The sequence below is a fragment of the Streptomyces rubiginosohelvolus genome (assembly GCF_014649875.1).
Taxonomy (GTDB): domain Bacteria; phylum Actinomycetota; class Actinomycetes; order Streptomycetales; family Streptomycetaceae; genus Streptomyces; species Streptomyces rubiginosohelvolus.
The window spans coordinates 168753-191863 of record NZ_BMTW01000002.1 but is presented as its reverse complement, the minus strand read 5'-3'; the positions used below and the strand labels follow the sequence as shown (position 1 = coordinate 191863).

Here is a 23111-nt window from a genome sequence, read left to right as displayed (position 1 = left end):
GGGCTCTCGGGGCTCACCCCCGCCGCACCCGCCCCGCGATCCGGCGGCCCAGACGGCCCAGCGTGCTCGAACGGTTCCAGGTGCGGAAGGCCTCCGCCCGGCCGCTGCTGCCCGTGCGGCCCACCGTCGCCTCGACCTCCGCGACGTCCTCGGCCGACATGGCGCGGACGGCCGGGCGCAGGACCTCGTCGAGGAGGGCGGCGGCGACCGGGGGCCAGGTCCTGCCCGCGTGCGGGTGGGCGGTCCAGACGGTGAAGCAGTCCGCCGCGTAGGCGGGCTGGGTGCGCAGCCGGGTCCGTACCGTTTCCGTCCGGGCGGTGCGGTTGTACGCGGCGATCAGCTCCGTGTCGTCGCCGTGGACGAAGTCGTACAGCTCGGCGCCCGGGCGGTCCGGGGCCAGCAGCCGTTCGACCAACGCCGCGTGGGCCCGCTCCCTCAGTGCCGGTTCGACCGGTTCCGCCTGGGCGCACAGGGTGCGGACCGTCTCCGCCCAGCCGGGTTCCGGCGCACCCGTGCGCAGTTCGCGGACCAGGTCCAGCAGCAGGAGGCCCGCCCGCTCCCGGCCGCCGATCTCCCCGGGGAAGCCGCGCAGGAGGTCGTGGGCGAGGGCCGCCGCCTCGTCGGTGCTCGCAGCGGACGGGCCGGTCGAGGGCGTTCCCGTGGCGGACGCGCTCAACGCCGCCTCGACCAGGCGGGCCCACGTACCGGCCGCGCGGTGCGAGTCCGACGTGGCCGCGTCGAGCAGGAGGCGGGCCTCCTCGACCGTCGGGGCCCGGTCCTCCCACACCAGGCCCACCGCCGTGCGCAGGACCAGCGGTTCGGCGAAGGGGGAGAGGCCGGCCGCCCGCAGCACCCGGTGCCACACCGCCGCCCGGTCCCCGCCCAGCGTCGCCATCGCCCCCGGTACCTCGGCGCACATCCGCAGGTGCGGCAACGCCTGCGTCCCCGTGAACGGCAGCGCCACCCGCTCCAGGAACCGGGCCACCGCCCCGGGGTCCTGCGGGGCGATCCGGTCCAGCGCGCCCAGCAACGCCGTCCGCACCTCGAACTGCTCGTCCAGCAGTTCCAGCAGGGCCGGGGCGAAGTCAGGGGTGTCCGCTCCTCCCTCTGCCGCGGCCTCCGCCAGTAGCGCCGGTGCCAGGCGGTCCACGACCTCCGGCAGCGCATCCGTACCGTCCACGCCCAGCAGCCGTGCCACCCGCAGCAGTTGGACGGTCCGCGCCACCGAACGGGTCCCGGCCGTATCACTCAGCTCGGTGAGGATCTCCGGGGCGAGCCGCTCCGCTACCGCCGCGCCCTCCGGCCCCACGAACGCGTCCCGGCGCGGCAGTTCCAGCGAGCCGTTGCCGCCCCGTACGGCCTCCGTCACCAGCATGGCCGCCAGCGGAGCGGTCACCGCTGCGGGGCAGCGGCCCTCCAGGGCGCCGAACAGCCGTCCCGCCGCGTCGAATTCGGGGCCCGTACGGTCGTCGATGCCGGGGGAGGTGAGGGCCTCGACCAGCTGGCCCGTACGTTTGGCGTCCAGGGCGTACGGACGGTCCGCCGCCCAACCGGCCGCCGCCGCACGCTCGTCCGGCCCGAGCGCGATCCCCGCGCACAGGGCCGTCACCGCCAACGGGCCTGCCGCGAAAGGCTCCCCGGGCAGTTCCCGCGCCTCCCGGAACAGCTCAGGCGAGCGGCTCCGCCACACCCGCGCCGCCGTCGCCGCCCACGCGTCGTCCATACCGCCGGCCGACGGGGGCTGCCCCGCGCACACATGTACCCGCAGGCCCGCCGCCCGGGCCGCCTCCGCGTCCTCGGGCAGCACTCCCACCACCCGCGCCGCCGAACTCCCCGGCCGCCGGGTGTACGTGGTGAACGTCAGCCGCTCCGCGCTCTCCCTCGGCAGGGTCACGGACGCGAGCCCCAGCCACCGGGCCACGTCCGCGCACTGCCGCTCGACCAGCACCACCGGCCGCCCACCGGGCTCCGTCGGCTCGCTCGCCCGGCGCAGATCCGCCAGGACGGCCGCGAGCCAGGGCCCGCGCGACACGGCGAAGTCGTCCAGGCCTTCCGAGACCGCCGTCGGTCCCGGAGGCAGCGTCAGCGGGTCCGGTATCGCGCCGCCGGGTGTCACCGCCACCCAGTGCGGCGACCGCCACGCCTCGACCGGCAGCCGGTCGCCGGGCAGCGGCACCCCCGGCGGCAGATGCACCGCGTGCGCGTGGAACCGGACCCCCGGCCCCGTGGCGCCGGCCGTGGCCCGTACCGGGGCCGACCGGGACACCAGACGGCTGCCGTCGGAGAGGGCGGCGTACGTGAACGACTGCGGCAGTGAACGCAGTTCGCCGTCCGACGGGCGGTCGGCAACGCCGTCGGGAAGCTCGTGGCGCAGCAAGGGCTCGATCTCCGCCAGCAGCGCCCCGGACACCCCGGGACCGACCGCCGTGAACCGGCCCGCCGTTCCCTCGTCCCCCGGCGCGGCGGAGGTGTAGTGCACCTGTGCAAGGCTCATCTGTCGGCCCTCTTCGTCCTGCCGCGCCCGGTCCCCGTGCCCACCCCGTACGGCTGGGTCGGGGGAGAAGTCCGCAGCCGCGGGGGCGACGTTATCAAGGACGGGGAGGGAATCCCTACGCTGCGTCAGGTGCTGGCCCGAGGGCGGCGGGACTATGTTGACCGCATGGGCGATGTGAGGCTTTCGGCGGGCGTGATCGAGTACCCCGACACCGGTGGCGACGGGCCTGTCGTGGTCCTCCTGCACGGCGTGGCCATGAACGGTTCGCTGTGGGACGAGGTGGTCGCCGGGCTCGGCGACGGGGTGCGGTGCATCGTGCCGACCCTGCCGCTCGGCGGGCACCGCAGGCCCATGGACGCCGGGGCCGACCTGTCCGTCCTCGGGGTCGCGCGGCTGGTCGCCGAGTTCCTGGAAGCCCTCCGACTGGAGGACGTGACACTCGTGATGAACGACTGGGGCGGCGCTCAGGCCCTGGTCGCGGACGGGACGGCCGACCGGATCGGCCGGCTCGTCATCACCTCCTGCGAGGCGTTCGACAACTATCCGCCCGGGCTGCCCGGGCGGAACCTCGCCGCCTTCGCCAGGCTGCCCGGAGGGATCCGGGCCGCCTTCTCCCTGCTCCGGCTGAAGCCCGCCCGGCTGCTGCCCATGACCTGGGGATGGATGAGCAAACGGCCCGTCCCGCACGCCACGATGGACGACTGGTTCCGGCCGCTGCTGACCTCGGCCGAGATCCGGCGCGACCTGCGCGCCTATGTCCTCGGCGTACCGGAGAAGGCCGAACTCCTGCGCTGGGCCGAGCAACTGCGCACCTTCGACCGGCCCGCGCTGGTGGTCTGGGCGACCGAGGACCGGGTCATGCCGCCGGACCACGGGCGACGCCTCGCCGACATCCTCCCGCAGGGACGGCTGGTGGAGGTGGCCGACAGCTACACGCTCCTTCCCCAGGACCGGCCGGACGCCCTCGTCGAGCACCTCCGTACCTTTCTGGCGGAGACCGGCTGACCACCCGGCCGGAACGGCTCCGCGAGAGGCGGAGTGCCCGCATGTCCCGATGAGGCAACAGTGCCCGGACCCCTCCACGGCGACGGCCCGCCGAACCTATGATCGATGCGGCGTCGAGGAGGAGCGGGGGAAGCGCTGTGACCTGTCACGTGCCGTTAAGAGGGGGCCGGTTCGCGCTGTCTCTCGCCCTGGCCGCCGTGCTGCTGGCCGGTTGTACGGGTGCGGCGGACGAACCCGGGACGACGGAGCGGCGGGGCGCCTCGGCGAGCGCGGCCCCGGACTCCGTGGCCGGCACCGACGCCGAACCGTCCGCCGAGCCGACGAAGACACCGGACCCCGACCCCGCCCGGTTCCCCACGACCCGGGCCGCGGCACTGGATCTCATCGACCGGGTCATCGCCGACCCCGACAGCTTCGGTCCCGGGGTGGTGAAGCGGAGCCCGTACGAGAGCGGCCCGGACACCTGGCCCGTGCTCGGCGAGGACTGCGTCTGGCAGCAGCGGAAGCCCGGCCACAGCGTCCTGGCCACCCTCACCCGGTCGTTCGAGGTGCCCGCGGCGGCGGGCAAGGGGCCGGTGCGCCTCGGCGCCGTCGTCACCGTGCACCGCACCCGCCAGGACGCGGCCTGGGAGATGGCGGAGTCGATCGAGGAGACGATGCGCTGCCCCACGCAGCAGCTGCGCGAGGGTGAACTGATCGGATCCATGGTCGCCGCCGCGCTGTTCGGCGGCGAGGCCACCCAGACCAACTCCGAGGACGCCCTCAGTGAGGTGGGGGAGTACCGGAGTTCCGAACTCGGCGGGCCGCACCACTACGCCTGGCAGCAGGCGCAGACCCTCCAGTTCACCGTCGCCGTGACCGGCAAGGGGGCGAAGGGGCGTACTCGGGACGAGATCGACAACCTGGTCGTCCAGGCGCAGGCCGCCATGCTGGTCCGGCTGGAATCCGCCGTCGAGAAGCAGAGCTGAGGCCCGGCGATGGACGACCTGCGACCCACCGACCCCGCCCGGATCGCCGGCCACCGGCTCCTCGGCCGCCTCGGAGCCGGCGGCATGGGTGTCGTCTACCTCGGCCGCACCGATGCCGGAGCGCTCGCCGCGATCAAGGTGATCCTGCCCGAGTACGCCGGGGACGAGGACTTCCGGGCCCGCTTCCGCCGTGAGGCCGAGGCCGCCCGCCGGGTCGACAGCCCCTGGGCCGTGTCCGTCACCGGCGCCGACACGGAGGCCGAACGGCCTTGGCTCGCGACCGAGTTCGTCCCGGGGCCGACGCTGTCCGACGTCGTCGCCCGACGCGGACCGCTGCCCGTGCGCAGCGTCACCGTCCTCGGCCGACTGGTCGCCCGCGCCCTGGCCGCCGTGCACGCCGCCGGGCTCGTCCACCGCGACGTGAAACCGGGCAACGTCCTGCTGACGGCGAGCGGGCCCCGGCTGATCGACTTCGGGATCGCCCGCGCCGCCGACGCGACCGCCCTGACCGCCACGGGGCTGATCGTGGGGACGCCGGGGTTTCTGCCGCCGGAGGGGGTGGCCGGGGGCGCGGGCGGGGCCACCGGGCCGGCCGGGTCCGCCGGGGCGGCCGAGGCCACTGGGTCCGCCGGGGCGGCAGGGTCTGCTGGCCCTACCGGGTCTCCGGGCCCCACCGGGTCTCCGGGCCCTACCGGGTCTCCGGGCCCCACCGGGCCGCCCGGCCCCACCGGGTCTCCCGGGTCCGTCGGCCCCACCGGCCCTCCCGGATCCGCCGGGGACGTCTTTTCGCTCGGCTGTCTCCTGGCCTACGCGGCCACCGGCCGGCCGCCCTTCGGCAGCGGTGCGGTCGACGCCGTCCTCTACCGCACCGTGCACGACGCCCCCGACCTCGGCGGCGTCGAGGACCCCGTACTGCGCGCGCTGCTGGAGCGGTGCCTCGCCAAGGACCCCGGCGAGCGTCCAGCCGCCGCCGACCTCGACACCCTGATCGCCGAGGACCTGCCCGCCGGGGCCACCGCCGACTGGCTGCCCGAGGACGTCGTCCGGATCATCGCGGACCGGGCCGCCGCGCTCCTGGCCCTGCCCGCCATCGACGCCACCGTCGCCGTCGCCGAGGAGCCCGGGCCTCCGCAACCCGCCCCCGGCCGACGGCGGTTCCTGCTCATCGCGGCCGGCGGCGCTCTCGCCCTCGGCGGCGGAGCCTTCGCCGCCGTACGGCTCACCGGCGACGAAGCGGAAGGGGCAGGCGGCGACGGGGCTCCGGGCGGACGGCGCCTGATCATCGGCGTGCACGCCGACCTCACCGGCCCCCTCAGCGCCGCCGGACGCGCCCAGGAACGCGGCGTCCGGCTCGCCGTCGACCGCTTCAACTCCCCCGACGACCAGCCCTTCCGGCTCGCCGTGAAGGTCCTCGACGACCAAGGGGACCCCGCCCGCTCGGCCCGGGTCGCCGAGGAGTTCGCCCATGATCCGGAGGTCGTCGCGGTCATCGGCCCCACGAGCGACGAGTCGGCGGGGGCCGCCCTGTCCGCGTACGACGAAGCCGTGATGCCGGTCCTCACGGTGTCGGCCCTCCAAATAGCCTTCCCGCGCCGCGCGAACGCCTCCTTCTTCCAGGCCGCCCCCTCCTACGCCTCGCTCGCCGTCCCCATCGTCAACCGCCTTCTCCTGCGCCCCGACGTCGAGCGGCTGGGCGTCCTGATCGACCGGGCCGGCGGGCAGGCGGCCTACCAGTCGGGCTACTCGGCCAACCTGCTGACCCCCAGCCTCACCACCGGTACCACCCACCCCCGCGTGGTGCCCGCCGGGACCACCGTCTTCGACCCGGTCATCACCGACCTCCTCGCGCATCGGAGCGACGCCCTCTTCTACGCCGGTGACGCAACCGGCGCCGCCCGGGTCGCCCGCATCCTGGCCGACCTCTCCTTCGCCGGACCATGCATGGCCCAACATGCCGTCATGGGGCCGGAGTTCCTCGAACAGGCGGGCGCGGCAGCCGACGGCTGGGAGTTCGTCGCCCCGTTCATCGACGCCAACGCCCCGGCCGCCGCGACGTTCGCCGCCGCCCACCGCAAACGCTTCGGCGCCGCGCCCGCCGCCTGGTCCGCCGAGGCGTACGACGTGGCCGGGCTCGTCGCCCGCGAACTGGCCGGCCTCGCGGAGGCGGCGGCCAAGGGGGCGACGCCCGCGGCCAAGGGGGCGTCCGCGAGTGTCACGCCCTCCGGCGACGGCCGGCCCACCCGGTCCGCGCTCACCGCCGCGATCGCCGGCGCCCGGTACGAAGGGGTCTCGCGCTCCTACGCGTTCGACAAGGAACGTCAGCAACTCGTCAGCCGGGAAGCCCACTTGTACCGGGTGGAGGACGGCCGCCTCCGCTACCTCGGCCCCGCCCCGAAACCGGAGAGCTGACGTGCGGCCTCTCACCTCCGAGGACCCCCGCACCGTCGGCCCCTACCGCACCCTCGTCCGGCTCGGCGCGGGCGGCATGGGCGTGGTCTACCTGGCGCGCTCGGCGGGCGGGTCGCTCGCCGCCGTGAAGGTGATCCGGGCCGAGCACGCCGCCGACCCCGGCTTCCGGGCCCGGTTCCGTCGCGAGGCCGAGGCGGCCGCCCGGATCACCGGGCCCTGGGTGGTCCCGGTGCTCGGCGCCGACACCGAGGCCCGCGAACCGTGGCTGGCGACCGCATTCGTCCCCGGACCCTCGCTGGCCCAGGTGGTGACGGCCGGCGGCCCGCTGCCCCCGGTCACCGTCCGGGCGCTCGGGAGCCGGCTCGCCGAGGCTCTCGCCGCGGTCCACGAGGCCGGGCTGATCCACCGCGACGTCAAACCCGGCAACGTGCTCCTCGCGCTCGACGGCCCCCGCCTCATCGACTTCGGGATCGCCCGCCACGAGGGCGCCACCGCGCTGACCGCCACCGGCGCGGTGATCGGGACGCCCGGCTACCTGGCCCCCGAGCAGGCATCGGCCGGGCCGCTGGGGCCGCCGTGCGACGTGTTCTCCCTCGGCTGCGTCCTCGTGTACGCGGCGACCGGGCGGGGGCCGTTCGGCGAGGGCGGCGGGGCGGGTGCCCTGTTCCGTACGGTCCACGAGGAGCCGGACCTGACGGGCGTCCCGTCCCACCTGACCCCTCTGATCGCCGCCTGCCTCGCGAAGGACCCGGCCGCCCGGCCGACCGCGAGCCGGCTCCGCGACGCGACGGCGGCGGACGGGGAGCCGGCCCCGGACCCGGGCGAGACCCCGCACCCGGGCGACTTCCGGGCCCCTGCCCCAGCCCGGCCGAGGCCGTCGGATCCCCGCGAGTCCCTCCGCGCCGCCCCGGCCCCGGGCGAGCCCCTGGACCCGGCTCGGCCGCGGACGCCGCACCCGAGCGAAGCACCCGCCCCAGCCCCCACCCCCTGGCAGCCCCCCGCCGGCCTCCCCGCCCTGATCGCCGAGCGGTCCGCCGCCGCCCTCGCGCTGCCGGACCCCGAGCCGCTGCCCACCACGCTCACCCCTGCCGGGGACGCAACCGCCGGGCACGAAGCCACAGGCCAGGAAGGCGGGCCCACCCGTCGCCGGGTTCTGACCGGCGCGGCCGCCGGGGCCGTCCTCCTCGTCGGCGGATCCGCCGCGGGCTGGAACGCCCTGCGGGGGCGCGGCGGCCGGGCGGGCGGTTCCCCGGCCGGGTCCGGGGAGTCGCCCACGTACACGATCGGGCTCCACGCCGACCTCGGCGGACCCGGCCGGGCCACCGGGCTGGCCCATCAGCGCGGCGCCCAGCTCGCCGTCGCCGACCACAACTCCCGCGAGGACACGGCGTTCCGGCTCGCCCTGCGCACCGAGGACGACGCGGGCGACCCGGCGGCGGCGCTCCGGGTGGCCGGGCGGCTGGCCGCCGATCCCGCGGTCGTCGCGGTCCTCGGGCCGACCGGCGCAGTCCTGCGCGCGGACCTCGTCCAGCGCTACGGAGAGGCGCGCCTCGCCACCGTCGTCGTCGCGGCCGGAACCAGCACCGTCGAGTCCGGCACCGGGCTGAACCTCTGTCTCACCCGCCCCCTGGACCGCATGCTCACCCCCGGCCTGATCGGCTACCTGACCAGCACCCGCCCCGCGACCCGCATCCTCCTCGTCGAGGACGCCGCCGATCCCGGGCTCGCGGGGGAGATCGGGAGCGCGTTCCGCGAGGCCACCCCCACCGGTGCCACGCTCCTCGAACACCCCCTCGCCCGGGGCGACGCGGGCTTCGGGGCGGTCGCCCGTAAGGCCGTGAGCAGCGGGGCGGACGCCGTGGTGCTCGGGGGCGGCGACCCGTCCCGGGCAGCCCGCCTCGCCACCGCACTCGCGGGCGAGGGCTTCACCGGCGCCCGGGTCGGTGTCGGCCCCGCCCTCGGGCCCGCCTTCCTCGACGGGGCGGGCGCGGCGGCCGACGGCTGGGTCTTCGCCGAGGCGTACGCCGACCCCGCCGCCCTCCCCGCGGTCCGGGCGTTCACCGCCGCCCACCGCAAGCGCTTCGGCGCACCCCCGGCGACCTGGGCCGCCGAGGCGTACGACGCGGTCGGACTCATCGCCCGCGCCGCCGGGACCACCAGCGCATCCGGCGAGGTGCGCAGCGGTATCGGCGGGCGGCTCGTGCGCACCGAGCACCGGGGGATCGTGCGGACCCTCGCCTTCGACGCCTCGACCCGCCAGGTGCGCATCCCGGGCGGGATCTTCCTCCACCGGATCGAGAACGGCCGCCCCCGCTTCCTGGGCCCGTACGGGGAGGTCCGGGAGGCGTCCGGCGGCAGCGGTCGGTGAAGCCCCGGCCAGGTGTGAAGATCTCCTGCGGCGGCGCTTAAGAAATCCTCGATGGACCGGGGACCCCGCCGTACGGCAGCCTTCTCGGTGACGGCCGGGGACGGCGCGTGGAGCTTTCCGAGATGCTCCGTCCCGTCCCGCCGAACCCCCACCATGGGGGGTGACACCCAAGACCACCCCGGGCCACAGGGTTCTCCGACATGCCCCGCGGCCCGGGGTATTCACTCGCGTACCGACGTCAGGGAGCCACAGCCGTGAAGGCACTCGTCAAGCAGAAGGCCGAGCCCGGACTGTGGCTGATGGACGTGCCGGAGCCGGAGTACGGCCCCTCCGACGTCCTGATCAAGGTCCTGCGCACCGGCATCTGCGGCACCGACCTGCACATCCGCGCCTATGACGGCTGGGCCCAGCAGGCGGTCACCACCCCGCTGATCCTCGGCCACGAGTTCGTCGGCGAGGTCGCCGCGATCGGCTCCGACGTCGCCGACATCGCCACCGGCGACCTGGTCAGCGGCGAGGGCCACCTCGTCTGCGGCAAGTGCCGCAACTGTCTCGCCGGCCGCCGCCACCTCTGCCGCTCCACGATCGGCCTCGGGGTCGGCCGCGACGGGGCGTTCGCGGAGTACGTCGTCCTGCCCGCCTCCAACGTGTGGGTGCACCGGGTCCCCGTCGACCTCGACATCGCGGCGATCTTCGACCCGTTCGGCAACGCCGTGCACACCGCGCTCTCCTTCCCGCTCGTCGGCGAGGACGTCCTGATCACCGGCGCGGGCCCGATCGGCATCATGGCCGCCGCCGTCGCCAAGCACGCCGGCGCCCGCAACGTCGTCATCACCGACGTCAGCGAGGCCCGCCTCGCCCTGGCCCGCAAGGTCGGCGTCAGCCTCGCCCTGAACGTCGCCGACCGCACCATCGCGGACGGGCAGCGCGAACTCGGCCTGCGCGAGGGCTTCGACATCGGCCTGGAGATGTCCGGCCGCCCCGAGGCGATGCGCGACATGGTCGCGAACATGACGCACGGCGGCCGGATCGCCATGCTCGGCCTGCCCGCCGAGGAGTTCGCCGTCGACTGGGCCCGCATCGTCACCTCGATGATCACCATCAAGGGCATCTACGGCCGCGAGATGTACGAGACCTGGTACGCCATGTCCGTCCTGCTGGAGGGCGGCCTCGACCTCGCCCCCGTGATCACCGGCCGGTACGGCTTCCGCGACTTCGAGGCCGCCTTCGACGACGCGGCGAGCGGCCTCGGCGGCAAGGTCATCCTCGACTGGACCGTCTGACCGTCTCCCACCTGGTCCGTTACCTGATCTCCTAAGGAATCCGCATGTTCGACTCCGTACGCGACGATCTGCGCACCACCCTCGACGAGATCCGCGCCGCCGGGCTGCACAAGCCCGAGCGCGTGATCGGCACCCCGCAGTCCGCGACCGTCGAGGTCACCTCCGGCGGCCGCCCCGGCGAGGTCCTCAACTTCTGCGCCAACAACTACCTCGGCCTCGCCGACCACCCCGAGGTCATCGCCGCCGCCCACGAGGCGCTGGACCGCTGGGGCTACGGGATGGCCTCGGTCCGCTTCATCTGCGGCACCCAGGAGGTCCACAAGGAGCTGGAGCAGCGGCTCTCGGCCTTCCTCGGCCAGGAGGACACGATCCTCTACTCCTCCTGCTTCGACGCCAACGGCGGAGTCTTCGAGACCCTGCTCGGCCCCGAGGACGCGGTCATCTCCGACGCCCTCAACCACGCCTCCATCATCGACGGCATCCGGCTCTCCAAGGCCAAGCGCCACCGCTACGCCAATCGCGACATGGCCGAACTGGAGACGCAGCTCAAGGAGGCGTCCGGCGCGCGCCGCCGCCTCATCGTCACCGACGGCGTCTTCTCCATGGACGGGTACGTCGCCCCGCTCCAGGAGATCTGCGACCTGGCCGACCGCTACGACGCCATGGTCATGGTCGACGACTCCCACGCCGTCGGCTTCGTCGGCCCCGGCGGCCGGGGCACGCCCGAGCTGCACGGCGTGATGGACCGGGTCGACATCATCACCGGCACCCTCGGCAAGGCGCTCGGCGGAGCCTCCGGCGGTTACGTCGCGGCCCGCGCGGAGATCGTCGCCCTGCTGCGCCAGCGCTCGCGCCCGTACCTCTTCTCCAACACCCTCGCCCCGGTCATCGCCGCCGCCTCCCTCAAGGTCATCGACCTGCTGGAGTCCGCCGGGGACCTGCGCGAGCAGCTCGCCGCCAACACCGAGCTGTTCCGCACCCGGATGACCGCCGAGGGCTTCGACATCCTCCCCGGCGACCACGCCATCGCCCCCGTCATGATCGGCGACGCGGGCAAGGCGGGCCGGATGGCGGAACTGCTCCTGGAGCGCGGTGTGTACGTGATCGGCTTCTCGTACCCCGTCGTCCCGCAGGGCGCGGCCCGCATCCGCGTCCAGCTCTCGGCCGCGCACTCCACCGCCGATGTGAACCGCGCCGTGGACGCGTTCGTCGACGCCCGGACCGCGCTGGAGGCGAAAGCCGCCTGACCTGCCGACCGGGTCGGTGGTTCCGCCACCACCTGGGACAATGGGCACATGATCGATGCGCGGCGGCTGCGAATCCTCCGTGCGGTGGCCGACCACCGCACGGTGACCGCGGCCGCCGCCGCGTTGTACCTGACCCCCTCAGCCGTCTCCCAGCAGCTCGCCGCCCTGGAGCAGGAGACCGGCCACCGCCTCGTCGAACGCGGGGCGCGCGGCGCCCGGCTCACCGCCGCCGGGGAGATCCTGCTCAGCCACACCAACCTGGTCCTCGCCCAGCTGGAGCGGGCCGAGGCGGAGCTGGCCGACTACAGCGCGGGCGTCGCCGGTACGGTCACGGTCGCCGCGTTCGCCACCGGCATCGGCCTCGTCCTCGCCCCCGCCCTCACCGAGCTGGCCCGCACCGCGCCCGGCATCCGGGTCAAGGTCCAGGACGCGGAGGGCGACGCGAGCGTGCCGATGGTCCTTGACCGGCAGGTGGATGTGGCGGTCGCCGTCGAATACCGGGGCGCGCCCGCCGAGGACGACCGCCGGCTCACCCGCGTCCCGCTGTACTCGGAGCCGTTCGACGCGGTGCTCCCGGTGGGCCACCGCCTCGCCGACCAGGCCCAGGTGGCGGTCGCGGACCTGGCGAAGGACCCGTGGATCGGGCCCTACCCGGGCAACCCCTGCCATGACGTGGTGGTCCTGGCCTGCGAGTACGCCGGTTTCGCCCCGCGCCTGGACCACTCGTCGGACGACTTCCACGCGGTGGTCGCCCTGGCCGGGGCGGATGCCGGGGTGGCGCTGGTGCCCCGCTCCGCGCTGCGCGGGATGGAGCTGACCGGGGTCGTCGTCCGCCCGGTCGAGGGCAGCGCCCCCACCCGCCGGGTCTTCGCGGCCGTACGCCAGGGGGCCGAGGGCCATCCGCTGATCCGGCCGGTGCTGGACGCGATGGAGGCGGTGGCCGTACGCGAGGCGGGGCTGGCCGCCCGGGCGTGACCCCAGGGCCGTAGGGCCCGGCGCCCCAGGGCCCGTCAGGCAACCCGAGGCACCGTCCGCCGGAGCCTGCGCCCCCGTCGCCCCGCCGGACCCGCTCCCGGAGCCCCCGGGTCGTAGGCGATCTGCCAGCAGACCAGCGCCACCAGGATCCAGATCGTCGCCCAGGCCGGCAGCGCCGCCCCGAGCGGGGCCAGCGCCACCGACACCGCCAGGCACGGCAGTGCCCACCCCAGCAGCCAGATCCGGTCGGACCGGTCCGCGAGCGGAAGCGCCGCCACCAGACCGGCCGCGAAATACCCCGCCATCGCCCCGCACAGCAGCCAGTGCCGGCCCTTCGGCAGCACGTCGTCGACATGCGCGACCGCCGAACCCAGCGCGGTTGCCAGCGCGACCAGGAAGCCGGTCATCACCGCGTGCAGCAGCATCGCCAGCCTCGGCGCGAGCGCTCCCTTGCGCAGATGGGGGATGCCGTTGGTGCCGTAGAGCAGGCTCAGCGTGCAGATCGCGGCCAGCAGCCCGAACGCCCCGAGGCCGGTGGCGGCGAGCGGCCCGTCCCAGCCGTCGCGCTCGGACGCCGCGTCGATGATCTGGATGACGCCCTCGCCCAGCACGATGATCACGTACAGCCCGAGGCGTTCGCCCATGTGCGCGGCGTCGATCCGCGACTCGCCGAGCCGGGGCGGTTCGGCGACGGGACCGTGCGCGGGGCCCGGCGGCGGGCGGCCGTCGCGGCGGCGCGCGGCCCGTTCGCCCGCCCGCCGCAGGGTGCGCTCGCGGGTGGAGACCAGCAGGGTGACGATGTCCAGCGCGATGCCGAGCGCCCAGAGCCAGTAGCGCAGCGGGGTGTCCACGAAGAGCGAGACGAGCCAGGGCACCGCGCCCGCCCCGAACTGGGCCAGCGGCCAGTCCACCACGATGCTGCCCCGCCGCCAGACCTGGCCCGCCTGCCAGCGCAGCGCCACATAGGCGATGACGAAGGCGGTCGCGTGGCTCGACTGGACGGTGTGCACGGAGGCGGCCATCACGGCCATGCCGAACATCGCGATCAGCAGCGTGCGGACCCGGGTCTCGGAGGCCGCGATGTCCCCGTAGACGGCGAACCCGGCCCAGGTGGTCCAGAAGGCCAGGTAGACCACCGCGTACAGGGCGAGGTCCGCCGGCTGGGGGCCGTCGTGCAGCAGCCGGGCCAGCTGGCCGGCCCCGGCGACGACGACGAGGTCGAAGAACAGCTCGTTCCAGCCGGCGTGCCGCTCGGCCGGTGCGACGCTCCCCGTGGACTCCTTGGCCTCCATGGACCCATGGTCATCGGACGGGGTCCGGCCGCGCCTCGGCTGTGGGCCGAATGCCGACTGCCGAATGCCGACGCCCCCGGCCGTCCGGACCAGGGGCGTCGGCCCGGCGCCCGCGTCCCTTCCACCCGGCGTATCACCCAGGACTGGGGCGTCGCCATGGCGACCGCGACGAAGGCGCTCGCCACGCTGCAACAGGACGGTCTGGTGCGCGCGGTGCCCGGCGTCGGCACCGTGGTCGCCGCGTCGGGGAGGGAACGGGACGCGGCTCCCCACCGCGGACTCACCCGCGACCGCATCATCCGCGCGGCGATCGCCCTCGTCGACTCCGAAGGACTCGCGGCGCTCTCCATGCGCCGGGTCGCCACCGACTTCGGCGTCTCCACCATGGCGCTCCACCGCCACGTCCCGAGCAAGGGCGAGCTCGTACGGCTGATGTCGGAGGCGGTGTTCGACGGAGAACCGCCGGGGTCCCGGCCCTCCGGCTGGCGCGCCCAACTGGAGCGGGAAGCACGGTGGTTGTGGACCCGCTATCAGCGCCACCCCTGGCTGGCGCGAGCCATGGCCGCCCTCACCCGGCCGATGGCCTCGCCCCATGCGATGCGGTACACCGAGCGGGTCCTCGCCGCCCTCAAGGGCCCGGGTCTGACCCCGGACCAGATCATCCACGTCCACCTCGCCCTTCACGGATGCGCCCAGGGCGTCGCGGCGGCCGTCGAGCTGGAGGCGCAGGCCCGGCAGGACACCGGCATGACGCCCGAGGAGTGGATGGCCTCCAACGAACTGCGGCTGGCGGAGATCCAGGCTGCCGGTTCCTATCCGAACCTGTCCACGCTCTTCGGCGAGGAGGAATTCGACCTCGAACTCGACACGCTCTTCGAATTCGGGCTCGCCCGGCTGCTGGACGGGGTCGCCTCACTCATCGAGCGGCCCGGGAGCCGATGACCGTCACGGCGTGGCCGCCACGGAGTCAGCCGGCCGGCTGGAGCAGATCCCACCGGTTGCCGTACAGGTCCTCGAAGACCGCGACCGAGCCGTACGTCTCGTGGCGCGGCTCCTCCAGGAAGCGCACCCCGGCCGCGCGCATCCGCGCGTGGTCGGCCGCGAAGTCCTCGGTGTGCAGGAAGAAGCCGACCCGGCCGCCCGTCTGCGCGCCCACGGCCCCGGCCTGCGCCTCGTCCTTCGCCCGGGCCAGCAGCAGCCCCGTGCCGTCCGCCGCCCCGCGCGGGCGCACCATCACCCAGCGGGTGCCGTCGCCCCGGTCGGTGTCCTCCACCAGCTCGAAGCCGAGCGCGTCGCGGTAGAACGCGAGCGCCTCGTCGTAGTCGCGGACGACCAGGGTGACCAGGGCGATGTGGGACATGGGGGGCCTTTCGGAAGCTCTGGGGCGGCGGGGGCCGGGAGTCATGACGTTATACGTAACACTAACGCGTCGGTCCCCGGCCTCCGGGCACAATGCGCCGCATGGACTTCGTGGACGCTACGAGCACCGGCGGCCGGGCCGCGCTGAACGACCGGGCCCGCGCCCTCGCGGACACCGGACAGCGGCGCATCCTCGGGATCGCGGGCCCGCCCGGGGCCGGGAAGTCCACTCTGGCGGACCGGCTGGTCGCGGCCCTGGACGGACGCGCCGCCCTCGTCCCGATGGACGGCTTCCATCTGGCCGCCGCCGAGCTGGACCGCCTCGGCCGCGCCGACCGCAAGGGCGCGCCCGACACCTTCGACGCGGCCGGGTACGGGGCCCTGCTGCGGCGGCTGCGGGCGCCGGACCCGGTGCACGCGGTCTACGCCCCGGCCTTCGACCGGTCCCTGGAGGAGCCGGTCGCCGGGTCGCTGCCCGTCCCGCCGGACGTCCCGCTCGTCGTCACCGAGGGCAACTACCTGCTGCTCGACGACGGGCCCTGGGCCCCGGTGCGCGGACTGCTGGACGAGGTGTGGTTCCTGGATCTCGACCCGGAGGTCCGGGTACGTCGACTTGTCGACCGGCATGTGCACCACGGCAGGCTCCGGCGCGACGCGGAGGAGTGGGTGGCCCGGTCCGACGAGGCGAACGCCCGGCTGGTCGAGCGGGGCCGTGACCGGGCGGACCTGATCGTGCGGCTGCCCGGCGGGCGACGGCCGACGGCGACCGAGGCCTGACGGCGACCGAGACCTGACGGCGACCGAGGCCTGACGGCGACCGAGGCCTGACGGCGACCGAGGTCTGACGGTGACCGAGGTCTGACAGCGACCGGCGCGACCGACGGCTGACGCCCCGGCAGGCACGCCGGGCCGGAAGCCGGTCGCGGACACACCGAGGTCTGACACGCGGCCGGAAGCCGGTCGCGTACGCCCGGCCGGGCGGGCAGGATGCTGTGTGCCGTGTCGCACCGCCAGGAGGTCCTGATGTCGAGCCCGAGCCCGTTCGCCCAGCAGTCCGCTCCGCCCCCGCCCTTCACCGCCGACGACTACCGGGCCCGGATGGCACGGGCCGCCGAGTCCGCCGCCGAGGCCGGGCTCGCCGGGGTGATCGTCGCGCCGGGCCCCGACCTCGTCCACCTCACCGGCTACCGCCCCGTGAGCACCGAGCGCCTCACCCTCCTCGTGCTGCGGGCCGGCCACGACCCGGTGCTGGTGGTCCCGACCCTGGAGGCCCCCGACGCGGCCGCCGCCACCGGGGCGCCCGCGCTGACCCTGCGGGACTGGACCGACGGCAAGGACCCGTACGAGGTGACCGCCCCGCTGCTGGCGGCCGAGGGCCGCTTCGGCGTCAGCGACAACGCCTGGGCCATGCATCTGCTGGGCCTCCAGCGGCAGTTGCCCGGCACCTCCTACACCGCGCTCACCGAGGCCCTGCCGATGCTCCGCGCGGTGAAGGACGCCGCCGAGCTGGAACGGCTCGCCGCCGCCGGGGCCGCCGCCGACGCCACGTACGACGAAATCCTCAAGGTGCGCTTCTCCGGCCGCCGGGAGGTCGACGTGGCCATGGATCTCGCCGCGCTGCTGCGGGAGTTCGGGCACTCCCAGGTGGACTTCACCGTCGTCGGATCCGGCCCCAACGGGGCCAACCCGCACCACGAGGCGGGCGAACGCACCATCGAGCGCGGCGACATGGTGGTCCTCGACTTCGGCGGTCTGAAGCACGGTTACGGCTCCGACACCTCCCGTACGGTCCATGTCGGCGAGCCCACCGCCGAGGAGCAGCGGGTCCACGACATCGTCCGCGAGGCCCAGCAGGCGGGCTGCGCCGCCGTCCGGCCCGGCGTCGCCTGCCAGGAGATCGACCGGGCCGCGCGCGCGGTGATCACCGAATTCGGCTACGGCGACCGGTTCATCCACCGCACCGGCCACGGCATCGGCGTCACCACCCACGAGCCGCCCTACATGATCGAGGGCGAGGAGCAGCCGCTCGTCCCCGGCATGTGCTTTTCCGTGGAGCCGGGCATCTACCTCCCCGGCCGCTTCGGTGTCCGGATCGAGGACATCGTGGCGGTGACCGAGGACGGCGGGCGGCGGCTCAACACCACCGCCCGCGAACTGGCCGTCGTGGAGTAGGAGCGGGAGCGCGGATGAGGGAGTTCAGTCGTCCGCGAGCACCACGCACGACTCCGGCGGCAGGTGCAGCACCCCGTCAGGACCCGGTGCCTCGACCGGTTCCCAGGCCGCCAGCACCCGCCCCCCGGAGCGGCGGTGGCGTCCGAGGCCGAGCGGGATCGCCGCGGGCTTGTCCGCCAGGTTCACCACGACCCGCAGATCCCCCCTGCGGTACGCGAACCACCGCGCGTCCTCGTCGAACGCGGTCTTCACCGCCGCCAGATCCGGGTCGTGCAGATCGGGCAACGTCCGCCGCAGCGCGATCAGTTCGCGATACCAGGCGAGCAGCCGTGCGTGCGGTTCGCGCTCCGGCTCGGACCAGTCGAGGCAGGACCGGTCCCGGGTCGCCGGGTCCTGCGGGTCGGGGATCTCCTCCTCCGCCCAGCCGTGCGCCCCGAACTCCCGCCGCCTGCCGTTGCGTACGGCCTCGGCCAGCTCCGGATCCGTGTGGTCGGTGAAGAACTGCCACGGGGTGCGCGCCCCCCACTCCTCGCCCATGAACAGCATCGGGGTGAAGGGCCCGGTCAGCACGAGCGCGGCGGCGCACGCCTGGAGGCCGGGGGAGAGGGAGGAGGCCAGCCGGTCGCCCAGCGCCCGGTTGCCGATCTGGTCGTGCGTCTGCGCGTACCCGACGAAGCGGTGCGCCGGGGTGCGGGACACGTCGACCGGGCGGCCGTGGGTCCGGCCCCGGAAGCTGGACCACGTCCCGTTGTGGAAGAACGCCGACGTCACCGTCTTGGCGAGGGCGGCCAGCGGGGCGCGGGCGAAGTCGGCGTAGTAGCCCTGCGACTCACCGGAGAGCGCGGTGTGCAGGGCGTGGTGGAAGTCGTCGTTCCACTGGGCGTGCAGCCCGAGGCCGCCCGCCGGGCGCGGGGTCGTGGTGCGCGGGTCGCAGAGGTCGGACTCGGCGATCAGCCCGAGCGGACGGCCCAGCTCCACCGCCAGCGCGTCGACCGCCGCCGACAGCTCCTCCAGGAACGTCAGCGCCCGGGTGTCGGCCAGTGCGTGCACCGCGTCGAGCCGCAGCCCGTCCAGCCGGTAGTCGCGCAGCCAGGCCAGGGCGCTCCCCAGCAGGAACGCCCGCACCTCGTCCGAGCCCGGCGCGTCCAGATTGACCGCCGCGCCCCACGGGGTGTGGTGGGTGTCGGTGAAGTACGGGCCGAAGGCCGGGAGGTGGTTGCCGGAGGGGCCCAGGTGGTTGTGGACGACGTCCAGGACCACCCCGAGCCCCAGCTCGTGGGCCGTGTCGACAAAGCGTTTAAGTCCCTCCGGCCCGCCGTACGGCTCGTGCACCGCCCACAGCGAGACGCCCTCGTACCCCCAGCCGTTGACCCCCGGGAACGGGCACACCGGCATCAGCGACACATGGGTGACCCCCAGCTCCGCCAGATGGCCCAGCCGGGCCGCCGCCGCGTCGAACGTGCCCTCCGGGGTGTACGTCCCCACATGCAGCTCGTACAGCACCGCCCGGTTCAGCCGGCGCCCCGCCCACCCGTTGCGCCAGGCGTACGCCTCCTGGTCGACGACCGCGCTCGGGCCGTCGGGCCCGTCCGGCTGCCGCCGCGACCGGGGGTCCGGCAGGAGGGGCCCGTCGTCCACCCGGAAGCCGTACCGGTCCCCGTCCGAGGCCTCCGCCCGAGCCGTCCACCACCCCTCGCGCTCCGCGTCACGCTCCATGGGGGACCGGACGTCCGCCGCCTCCAGCACGACCGAGTCCGCGTCGGGGGCCCACACCTCGAACTGCATCCACCACTCCTCGTCCCTGGGCGGGGCGCGCGGTCGCCCGGGGCCGGGCTCCACGATCCTCGCGACAGGCTCTGTTGCCGCCCGCCACCGGCGATTAAGGTCTGGTCCTGATCATTGCCCGGCGAGGCGCCCGCTCATACGGATTCCCACGTACGGCTGCTGGAGGCCGCGATGTCCCTGCCGATCTTCCCGCCCGGCTTCCTCTGGGGAGCCTCCGCCTCCGCGTTCCAGACCGAGGGGGCGGTGGACGCGGACGGCAAGGGCCCCTCGGGCTGGGACGCCTTCGCCGCGCTGCCCGGCCGGATCAAGGACGGCACCGACACCACCCGGGGCACCGGCTTCCACGCCCGCTACCGCGAGGACGTCGCCCTGCTGGCCGGGCTCGGCGCCGACGCCTTCCGGTTCTCCGTCAGCTGGCCCCGCGTGGTGCCCGGCGGCAGCGGGGCCGTCAACGCCGACGGGCTCGACTTCTACGACCGGCTCGTCGACGAACTGTGCGCCCACGGCATCACCCCCGCCCCGACCCTCTACCACTGGGACACCCCGCTCCCGCTGGAGGAAGCGGGGGGCTGGCTCGACCGGGACACCGCCTACCGCTTCGCCGAGTACGCCGGCATCGTCGCCGAACGTCTCGCCGACCGGGTCCCCCTGTGGATCACGATCAACGAACCCGCCGAGGTCACCCTCCTCGGCTACGCCTTGGGCGAGCACGCCCCCGGCCGCACCCTCCTCTTCGACGCCCTGCCCGCCGCCCACCACCAGCTCCTCGCCCACGGCCTCGCCGTCCGCGCCCTGCGCGCGGCGGGCGCCGACAACATCGGGGCCGCCTTCTCGCACGCCCCGGTCTGGACGGCCGGCGACAGCGACGAGGACCGCTTCGGCGCGGAGCTGTACGACACGCTCACCAACTGGCTCTTCGCCGACCCCGTCCTCACCGGCCGCTACCCGGACGACGGCCTCGCCGCCCTGATGCCGGGCCCGGTCGCCGAGGACCTGAAGGTCATCTCCACCCCGCTCGACTGGTACGGCATCAACTACTACAACCCGACCCTCGTCGGCGCCCCCCGCCCCGAAGCCCTGGAGACCTTCTCCGGCTTCTCCATGCCCGCCGAACTCCCCTTCGGGATACGGGAGATCGAGGGGTACGAGAAGACCGGCTTCGGCTGGCCCATCGTCCCCGAGGGCCTCACCGAGATCGTCACCACCCTGCACACCCGCTACGGCGACCGCCTCCCGCCGCTCTACATCACGGAGAACGGCTGCGCCCTGGAGGAACCCCTCGCCGACGACCGCCGGATCGCCTATCTGGAGAGCCACCTCACCGCCCTGCGCGCGGCGATGGACGCCGGGGTGGACGTACGCGGCTACTTCACCTGGTCGCTGACCGACAACGTGGAGTGGACGGAAGGGGCCTCGCAACGGTTCGGCCTGGTCCACATCGACTACGAGACCCTGACCCGTACGCCGAAGGCCTCGTACGCCTGGTACCGCGACCTGATCCGCGCACAGAAGACACAGAAGACACAGAAACAGAAGACACAGAAGCGGAACCCGGCGGTCGAGGGGGCTTACGCGGCACCCCCCGAGTGATCAATACTTCCCGCCATGGTCGCTTCATGGTGGTCCCGGGCCCGGCTGGGGATCTTCGTTCACTGGACACCCGCATCCGTCCCCGGCTGGGCCCCGCCCTACGTCCCCGCCGCCGAACTCCCGGCGGCGGGCCGGCGTGCGCCGCTGGGCTGGACCTCGTACGCGGAGTGGTACGAGAACGCGCTCCGCTTCCCCGGCTCCCCGGTCTCCGCCCACCACCGCGCCACCTACGGGAAGCGCCCCTACACGGACTTCGGCCGCGACCTCGAGGACGGGCTCACCGGCTGGGACCCGGCCGCCTGGGCCCGCTCCTTCCGTGAGGCGGGAGCCGGATACGCCGTCCTGGTCACCAAGCACCACGACGGGTTCTGCCTCTGGCCCTCGGAGACGGAGAACCCGCACCGCACCGGCTGGCACACCACCCGGGACGTCGTCGGCGAGTTCGCCGAAGCCGTACGGGCCGAGGGCCTGCGCTTCGGCGTCTACTACTCCGGCGGGCTCGACTGGACCTTCGACGACCGGCCCATCGGCACGGCGGCCGACATGTTCTCCGCCGTCCCGCGCGGACGCTACCCCGCCTACGCCGACGCGCAGCTGCGGGAGCTGATCCGCCGCTACCGGCCGGACATCCTCTGGAACGACATCGCCTGGCCCGCCTCCGCCGACGAGATCCGCTCACTCGTCGACTTCTACCGCTTCACCGTCCCGCACGGCGTCGTCAACGACCGCCTGCTGCCGTACGCACCGCACTGGCGAGGCCTGGGTCTGCCGGGCGCGAAGGCGCTGTACAACTGGTGGGACCGCCGGACGGTGGCGCAGGGCGAAGGTTTCGTCCCGCGCACACCGCCCGTCTTCGACTTCCGTACGCCGGAGTACGCCCGCTACGAGGGCTCCGACCCGTACGAGATCACCCGGGGCGTCGACCACAGCTTCGGCTACAACCGCAACTCCGGCCCGGACGCCTTCATCGACCGCGCGACGCTGACCTCACTGGTCCGCGACACGGCGGCCGACGGCGGCAACGTGCTGCTCAACGTGGGGCCGCGCGGCGAGGACGCGACGATCCCCGCCGAGCAGCGACTCCGCCTGGAGTGGCTGGCCGAGGAGGCCGGCGCCCTCACGCCAGATGGACCCACTCCTGGATGACCGGGTACCCGGCACGGGCGAACGCGGCGGCCATCGGCGCGTTCCCCTGATCCGTGGCCCCCGCGACGAACTCGGCGCCCTGCTCGACCAGGAAGCGTGTGCACTCCACCAGCAGGTCGTAGCCGTACCCGTGCCCGCGCGCCTCGGGCACGACCCCGATGAAGCCGACGCAGGGCCCCGACGGATTGTGCGCGGGCACCTGGATGCCCGCCACCTCACCGTCCGGGGTGTACGCGAGCCGCCACCACTCCCTCGGCGAGGGGCACCAGTGGAAGAACTCCAACTCCTCGCGCGCCGCCGCGTCCAGGCCGCCGGGGCCCTCGATGGCCTTGAGAGCGTGGGCGTCCAGCGTGGCCGAGTGCACCCGGCGCAGCACATCGAGGATGACCGCGTCGTCCGGCTCCGGGCGGTAGGTGAGCCGGCCCGTCCGCTCGGGCAGGGGGCAGCCGGGGGTCCAGCGGTAGCGGTAGCGCTCGACCAGCGGCTTCATCCCGGCGGCCGTCGCGGCGGCGACCCGCTCCTCGACGGCGGCCCGCACCGCCGGGTCGTCCCGCCATCCGGCGGGCGCGATCAGCTCGTACTCCTTGTCGAACGGGGCGCGGCGCAGGAGTTCGGCGCCCGCCTCCGCCTCCCCGTCCGCGAAGTCGAACCAGTTGAGGACGACGGGCTCGGTGTCCTCGGGCCCGCCCCACCAGGCGGCCCTGGCGACCACCTTGCCGTCGCGCAGGGCGACCCAGGTCCAGTCGGGGCGGTACTCGCCGCCGTCGGCGGTCGACGTGTAGTGGTGGCCGAAGGCGGCCCGGCCGACGAAGGGGCTGTCCTGGAACGTGGTGAAGAGTGCGGCGTCGCTCGGCGTGAGCGCGCGGATGACCAGCTCGGTCATGAAGGTGTCCTCCGGGACGGAATGCCGCGCTCCCGGTCAGACGAGGTCCGACACCGCCCGGTGGACGGGACGGGAGCGCGAGAGTGAGTTGCTGCGGGTGGTGGTGCGGCTGTTCGCGCGCATGTCTCTCGCCTC

At 74.6% G+C, this 23111-nt stretch carries 17 protein-coding genes; 12 read left to right on the top strand and 5 right to left on the bottom strand.

The genetic code is table 11. The features are described 5' to 3' along the window. Positions 1-13 precede the first annotated feature (13 nt). On the bottom strand, positions 14-2494 hold the full coding sequence (locus tag IE134_RS08185; protein WP_189430064.1) for a GTPase-associated protein 1-related protein: 2481 nt from the start codon (positions 2492-2494) through the stop codon (positions 14-16). Positions 2495-2659: 165 nt separating this feature from the next. Between IE134_RS08185 and IE134_RS08180 the strand changes: the two genes are divergently transcribed. The 7 genes from IE134_RS08180 to IE134_RS08150 all read left to right on the top strand — a co-directional run bounded on the left by IE134_RS08180 (position 2660) and on the right by IE134_RS08150 (position 12749). After that, positions 2660-3499: an alpha/beta fold hydrolase gene (locus IE134_RS08180; protein WP_189430062.1), complete on the top strand. Its 840-nt coding sequence runs from the start codon at positions 2660-2662 to the stop codon at positions 3497-3499. Between the two features lie 137 nt (positions 3500-3636). Further along, a complete protein-coding gene (locus IE134_RS08175) occupies positions 3637-4467 on the top strand; it encodes a hypothetical protein (RefSeq protein WP_098018837.1) in 831 nt (276 codons plus the stop codon). A gap of 9 nt (positions 4468-4476) precedes the next feature. Continuing rightward, positions 4477-6876, top strand: a complete 2400-nt coding sequence (locus IE134_RS08170; RefSeq protein ID WP_189430060.1) for a bifunctional serine/threonine-protein kinase/ABC transporter substrate-binding protein — start codon at positions 4477-4479, stop codon at positions 6874-6876. Between the two features lies 1 nt (position 6877). Beyond that, a complete protein-coding gene (locus IE134_RS08165; protein ID WP_189430058.1) occupies positions 6878-9244 on the top strand; it encodes a bifunctional serine/threonine-protein kinase/ABC transporter substrate-binding protein in 2367 nt (788 codons plus the stop codon). A 254-nt stretch (positions 9245-9498) separates the two neighbouring features. Continuing rightward, complete coding sequence (gene tdh / locus IE134_RS08160) at positions 9499-10527, top strand: L-threonine 3-dehydrogenase (RefSeq protein ID WP_030709918.1); 1029 nt, start codon at positions 9499-9501, stop codon at positions 10525-10527. A 44-nt stretch (positions 10528-10571) separates the two neighbouring features. Continuing rightward, entirely contained in the window at positions 10572-11774 is a 1203-nt protein-coding gene (locus IE134_RS08155; RefSeq protein ID WP_189430056.1) for a glycine C-acetyltransferase, read from the top strand. Between the two features lie 48 nt (positions 11775-11822). After that, a complete protein-coding gene (locus IE134_RS08150) occupies positions 11823-12749 on the top strand; it encodes a LysR family transcriptional regulator (protein WP_030709921.1) in 927 nt (308 codons plus the stop codon). Between the two features lie 35 nt (positions 12750-12784). Here IE134_RS08150 and IE134_RS08145 read toward each other — a convergent pair whose 3' ends face one another. Further along, positions 12785-14041: a low temperature requirement protein A gene (locus tag IE134_RS08145; RefSeq protein ID WP_030709922.1), complete on the bottom strand. Its 1257-nt coding sequence runs from the start codon at positions 14039-14041 to the stop codon at positions 12785-12787. Positions 14042-14047: 6 nt separating this feature from the next. Between IE134_RS08145 and IE134_RS08140 the strand changes: the two genes are divergently transcribed. Then, positions 14048-14983, top strand: coding sequence for a TetR/AcrR family transcriptional regulator C-terminal domain-containing protein (locus IE134_RS08140; protein ID WP_098020090.1), 936 nt, complete (start codon positions 14048-14050; stop codon positions 14981-14983). A gap of 25 nt (positions 14984-15008) precedes the next feature. On the opposite strand, the gene IE134_RS08135 is transcribed toward IE134_RS08140, so the two are convergent. Next, the gene (locus IE134_RS08135; RefSeq protein ID WP_030709928.1) at positions 15009-15401 is read right to left on the bottom strand and encodes a VOC family protein; all 393 of its coding nucleotides are present in this window, start codon (positions 15399-15401) and stop codon (positions 15009-15011) included. Positions 15402-15502: 101 nt separating this feature from the next. Here IE134_RS08135 and IE134_RS08130 point away from each other — a divergent pair, with 101 nt between their 5' ends. Continuing rightward, on the top strand, positions 15503-16177 hold the full coding sequence (locus IE134_RS08130) for a nucleoside/nucleotide kinase family protein (protein ID WP_179892678.1): 675 nt from the start codon (positions 15503-15505) through the stop codon (positions 16175-16177). 246 nt (positions 16178-16423) lie between these two features. After that, complete coding sequence (locus IE134_RS08125; protein WP_030709936.1) at positions 16424-17572, top strand: aminopeptidase P family protein; 1149 nt, start codon at positions 16424-16426, stop codon at positions 17570-17572. A 24-nt stretch (positions 17573-17596) separates the two neighbouring features. Here the strand turns inward: IE134_RS08125 and treZ are convergent, their stop codons facing one another. Continuing rightward, positions 17597-19357, bottom strand: coding sequence for a malto-oligosyltrehalose trehalohydrolase (gene treZ, locus IE134_RS08120; RefSeq protein ID WP_030709938.1), 1761 nt, complete (start codon positions 19355-19357; stop codon positions 17597-17599). Positions 19358-19528: 171 nt separating this feature from the next. Here treZ and IE134_RS08115 point away from each other — a divergent pair, with 171 nt between their 5' ends. Both IE134_RS08115 and IE134_RS08110 read left to right on the top strand, forming a co-directional pair. Next, the gene (locus IE134_RS08115) at positions 19529-20947 is read left to right on the top strand and encodes a GH1 family beta-glucosidase (protein ID WP_030709940.1); all 1419 of its coding nucleotides are present in this window, start codon (positions 19529-19531) and stop codon (positions 20945-20947) included. Positions 20948-20962: 15 nt separating this feature from the next. After that, positions 20963-22093, top strand: coding sequence for an alpha-L-fucosidase (locus IE134_RS08110; RefSeq protein ID WP_189430054.1), 1131 nt, complete (start codon positions 20963-20965; stop codon positions 22091-22093). Here IE134_RS08110 and IE134_RS08105 read toward each other — a convergent pair. Continuing rightward, on the bottom strand, positions 22065-22976 hold the full coding sequence (locus tag IE134_RS08105; protein ID WP_098895980.1) for a GNAT family N-acetyltransferase: 912 nt from the start codon (positions 22974-22976) through the stop codon (positions 22065-22067). The two genes, IE134_RS08110 and IE134_RS08105, sit on opposite strands and share 29 nt — an antisense overlap. Between the last annotated feature and the right edge of the window lie 135 nt (positions 22977-23111).

Excerpts from the sequence above, each read along its gene's own strand:
- IE134_RS08185 (WP_189430064.1), bottom strand. The coding sequence starts at position 2,494 with ATGAGCCTTGCACAGGTGCACTACACCTCCGCCGCGCCGGGGGACGAG.
- IE134_RS08180 (WP_189430062.1), top strand. The coding sequence starts at position 2,660 with ATGGGCGATGTGAGGCTTTCGGCGGGCGTGATCGAGTACCCCGACACC.
- IE134_RS08170 (WP_189430060.1), top strand. The coding sequence starts at position 4,477 with ATGGACGACCTGCGACCCACCGACCCCGCCCGGATCGCCGGCCACCGG.
- IE134_RS08155 (WP_189430056.1), top strand. The coding sequence starts at position 10,572 with ATGTTCGACTCCGTACGCGACGATCTGCGCACCACCCTCGACGAGATC.
- IE134_RS08150 (WP_030709921.1), top strand. The coding sequence starts at position 11,823 with ATGATCGATGCGCGGCGGCTGCGAATCCTCCGTGCGGTGGCCGACCAC.
- IE134_RS08145 (WP_030709922.1), bottom strand. The coding sequence starts at position 14,041 with ATGGAGGCCAAGGAGTCCACGGGGAGCGTCGCACCGGCCGAGCGGCAC.
- IE134_RS08140 (WP_098020090.1), top strand. The coding sequence starts at position 14,048 with ATGGTCATCGGACGGGGTCCGGCCGCGCCTCGGCTGTGGGCCGAATGC.
- IE134_RS08135 (WP_030709928.1), bottom strand. The coding sequence starts at position 15,401 with ATGTCCCACATCGCCCTGGTCACCCTGGTCGTCCGCGACTACGACGAG.
- IE134_RS08130 (WP_179892678.1), top strand. The coding sequence starts at position 15,503 with ATGGACTTCGTGGACGCTACGAGCACCGGCGGCCGGGCCGCGCTGAAC.
- IE134_RS08125 (WP_030709936.1), top strand. The coding sequence starts at position 16,424 with ATGTCGAGCCCGAGCCCGTTCGCCCAGCAGTCCGCTCCGCCCCCGCCC.
- treZ (WP_030709938.1), bottom strand. The coding sequence starts at position 19,357 with ATGCAGTTCGAGGTGTGGGCCCCCGACGCGGACTCGGTCGTGCTGGAG.
- IE134_RS08115 (WP_030709940.1), top strand. The coding sequence starts at position 19,529 with ATGTCCCTGCCGATCTTCCCGCCCGGCTTCCTCTGGGGAGCCTCCGCC.
- IE134_RS08110 (WP_189430054.1), top strand. The coding sequence starts at position 20,963 with ATGGTCGCTTCATGGTGGTCCCGGGCCCGGCTGGGGATCTTCGTTCAC.
- IE134_RS08105 (WP_098895980.1), bottom strand. The coding sequence starts at position 22,976 with ATGACCGAGCTGGTCATCCGCGCGCTCACGCCGAGCGACGCCGCACTC.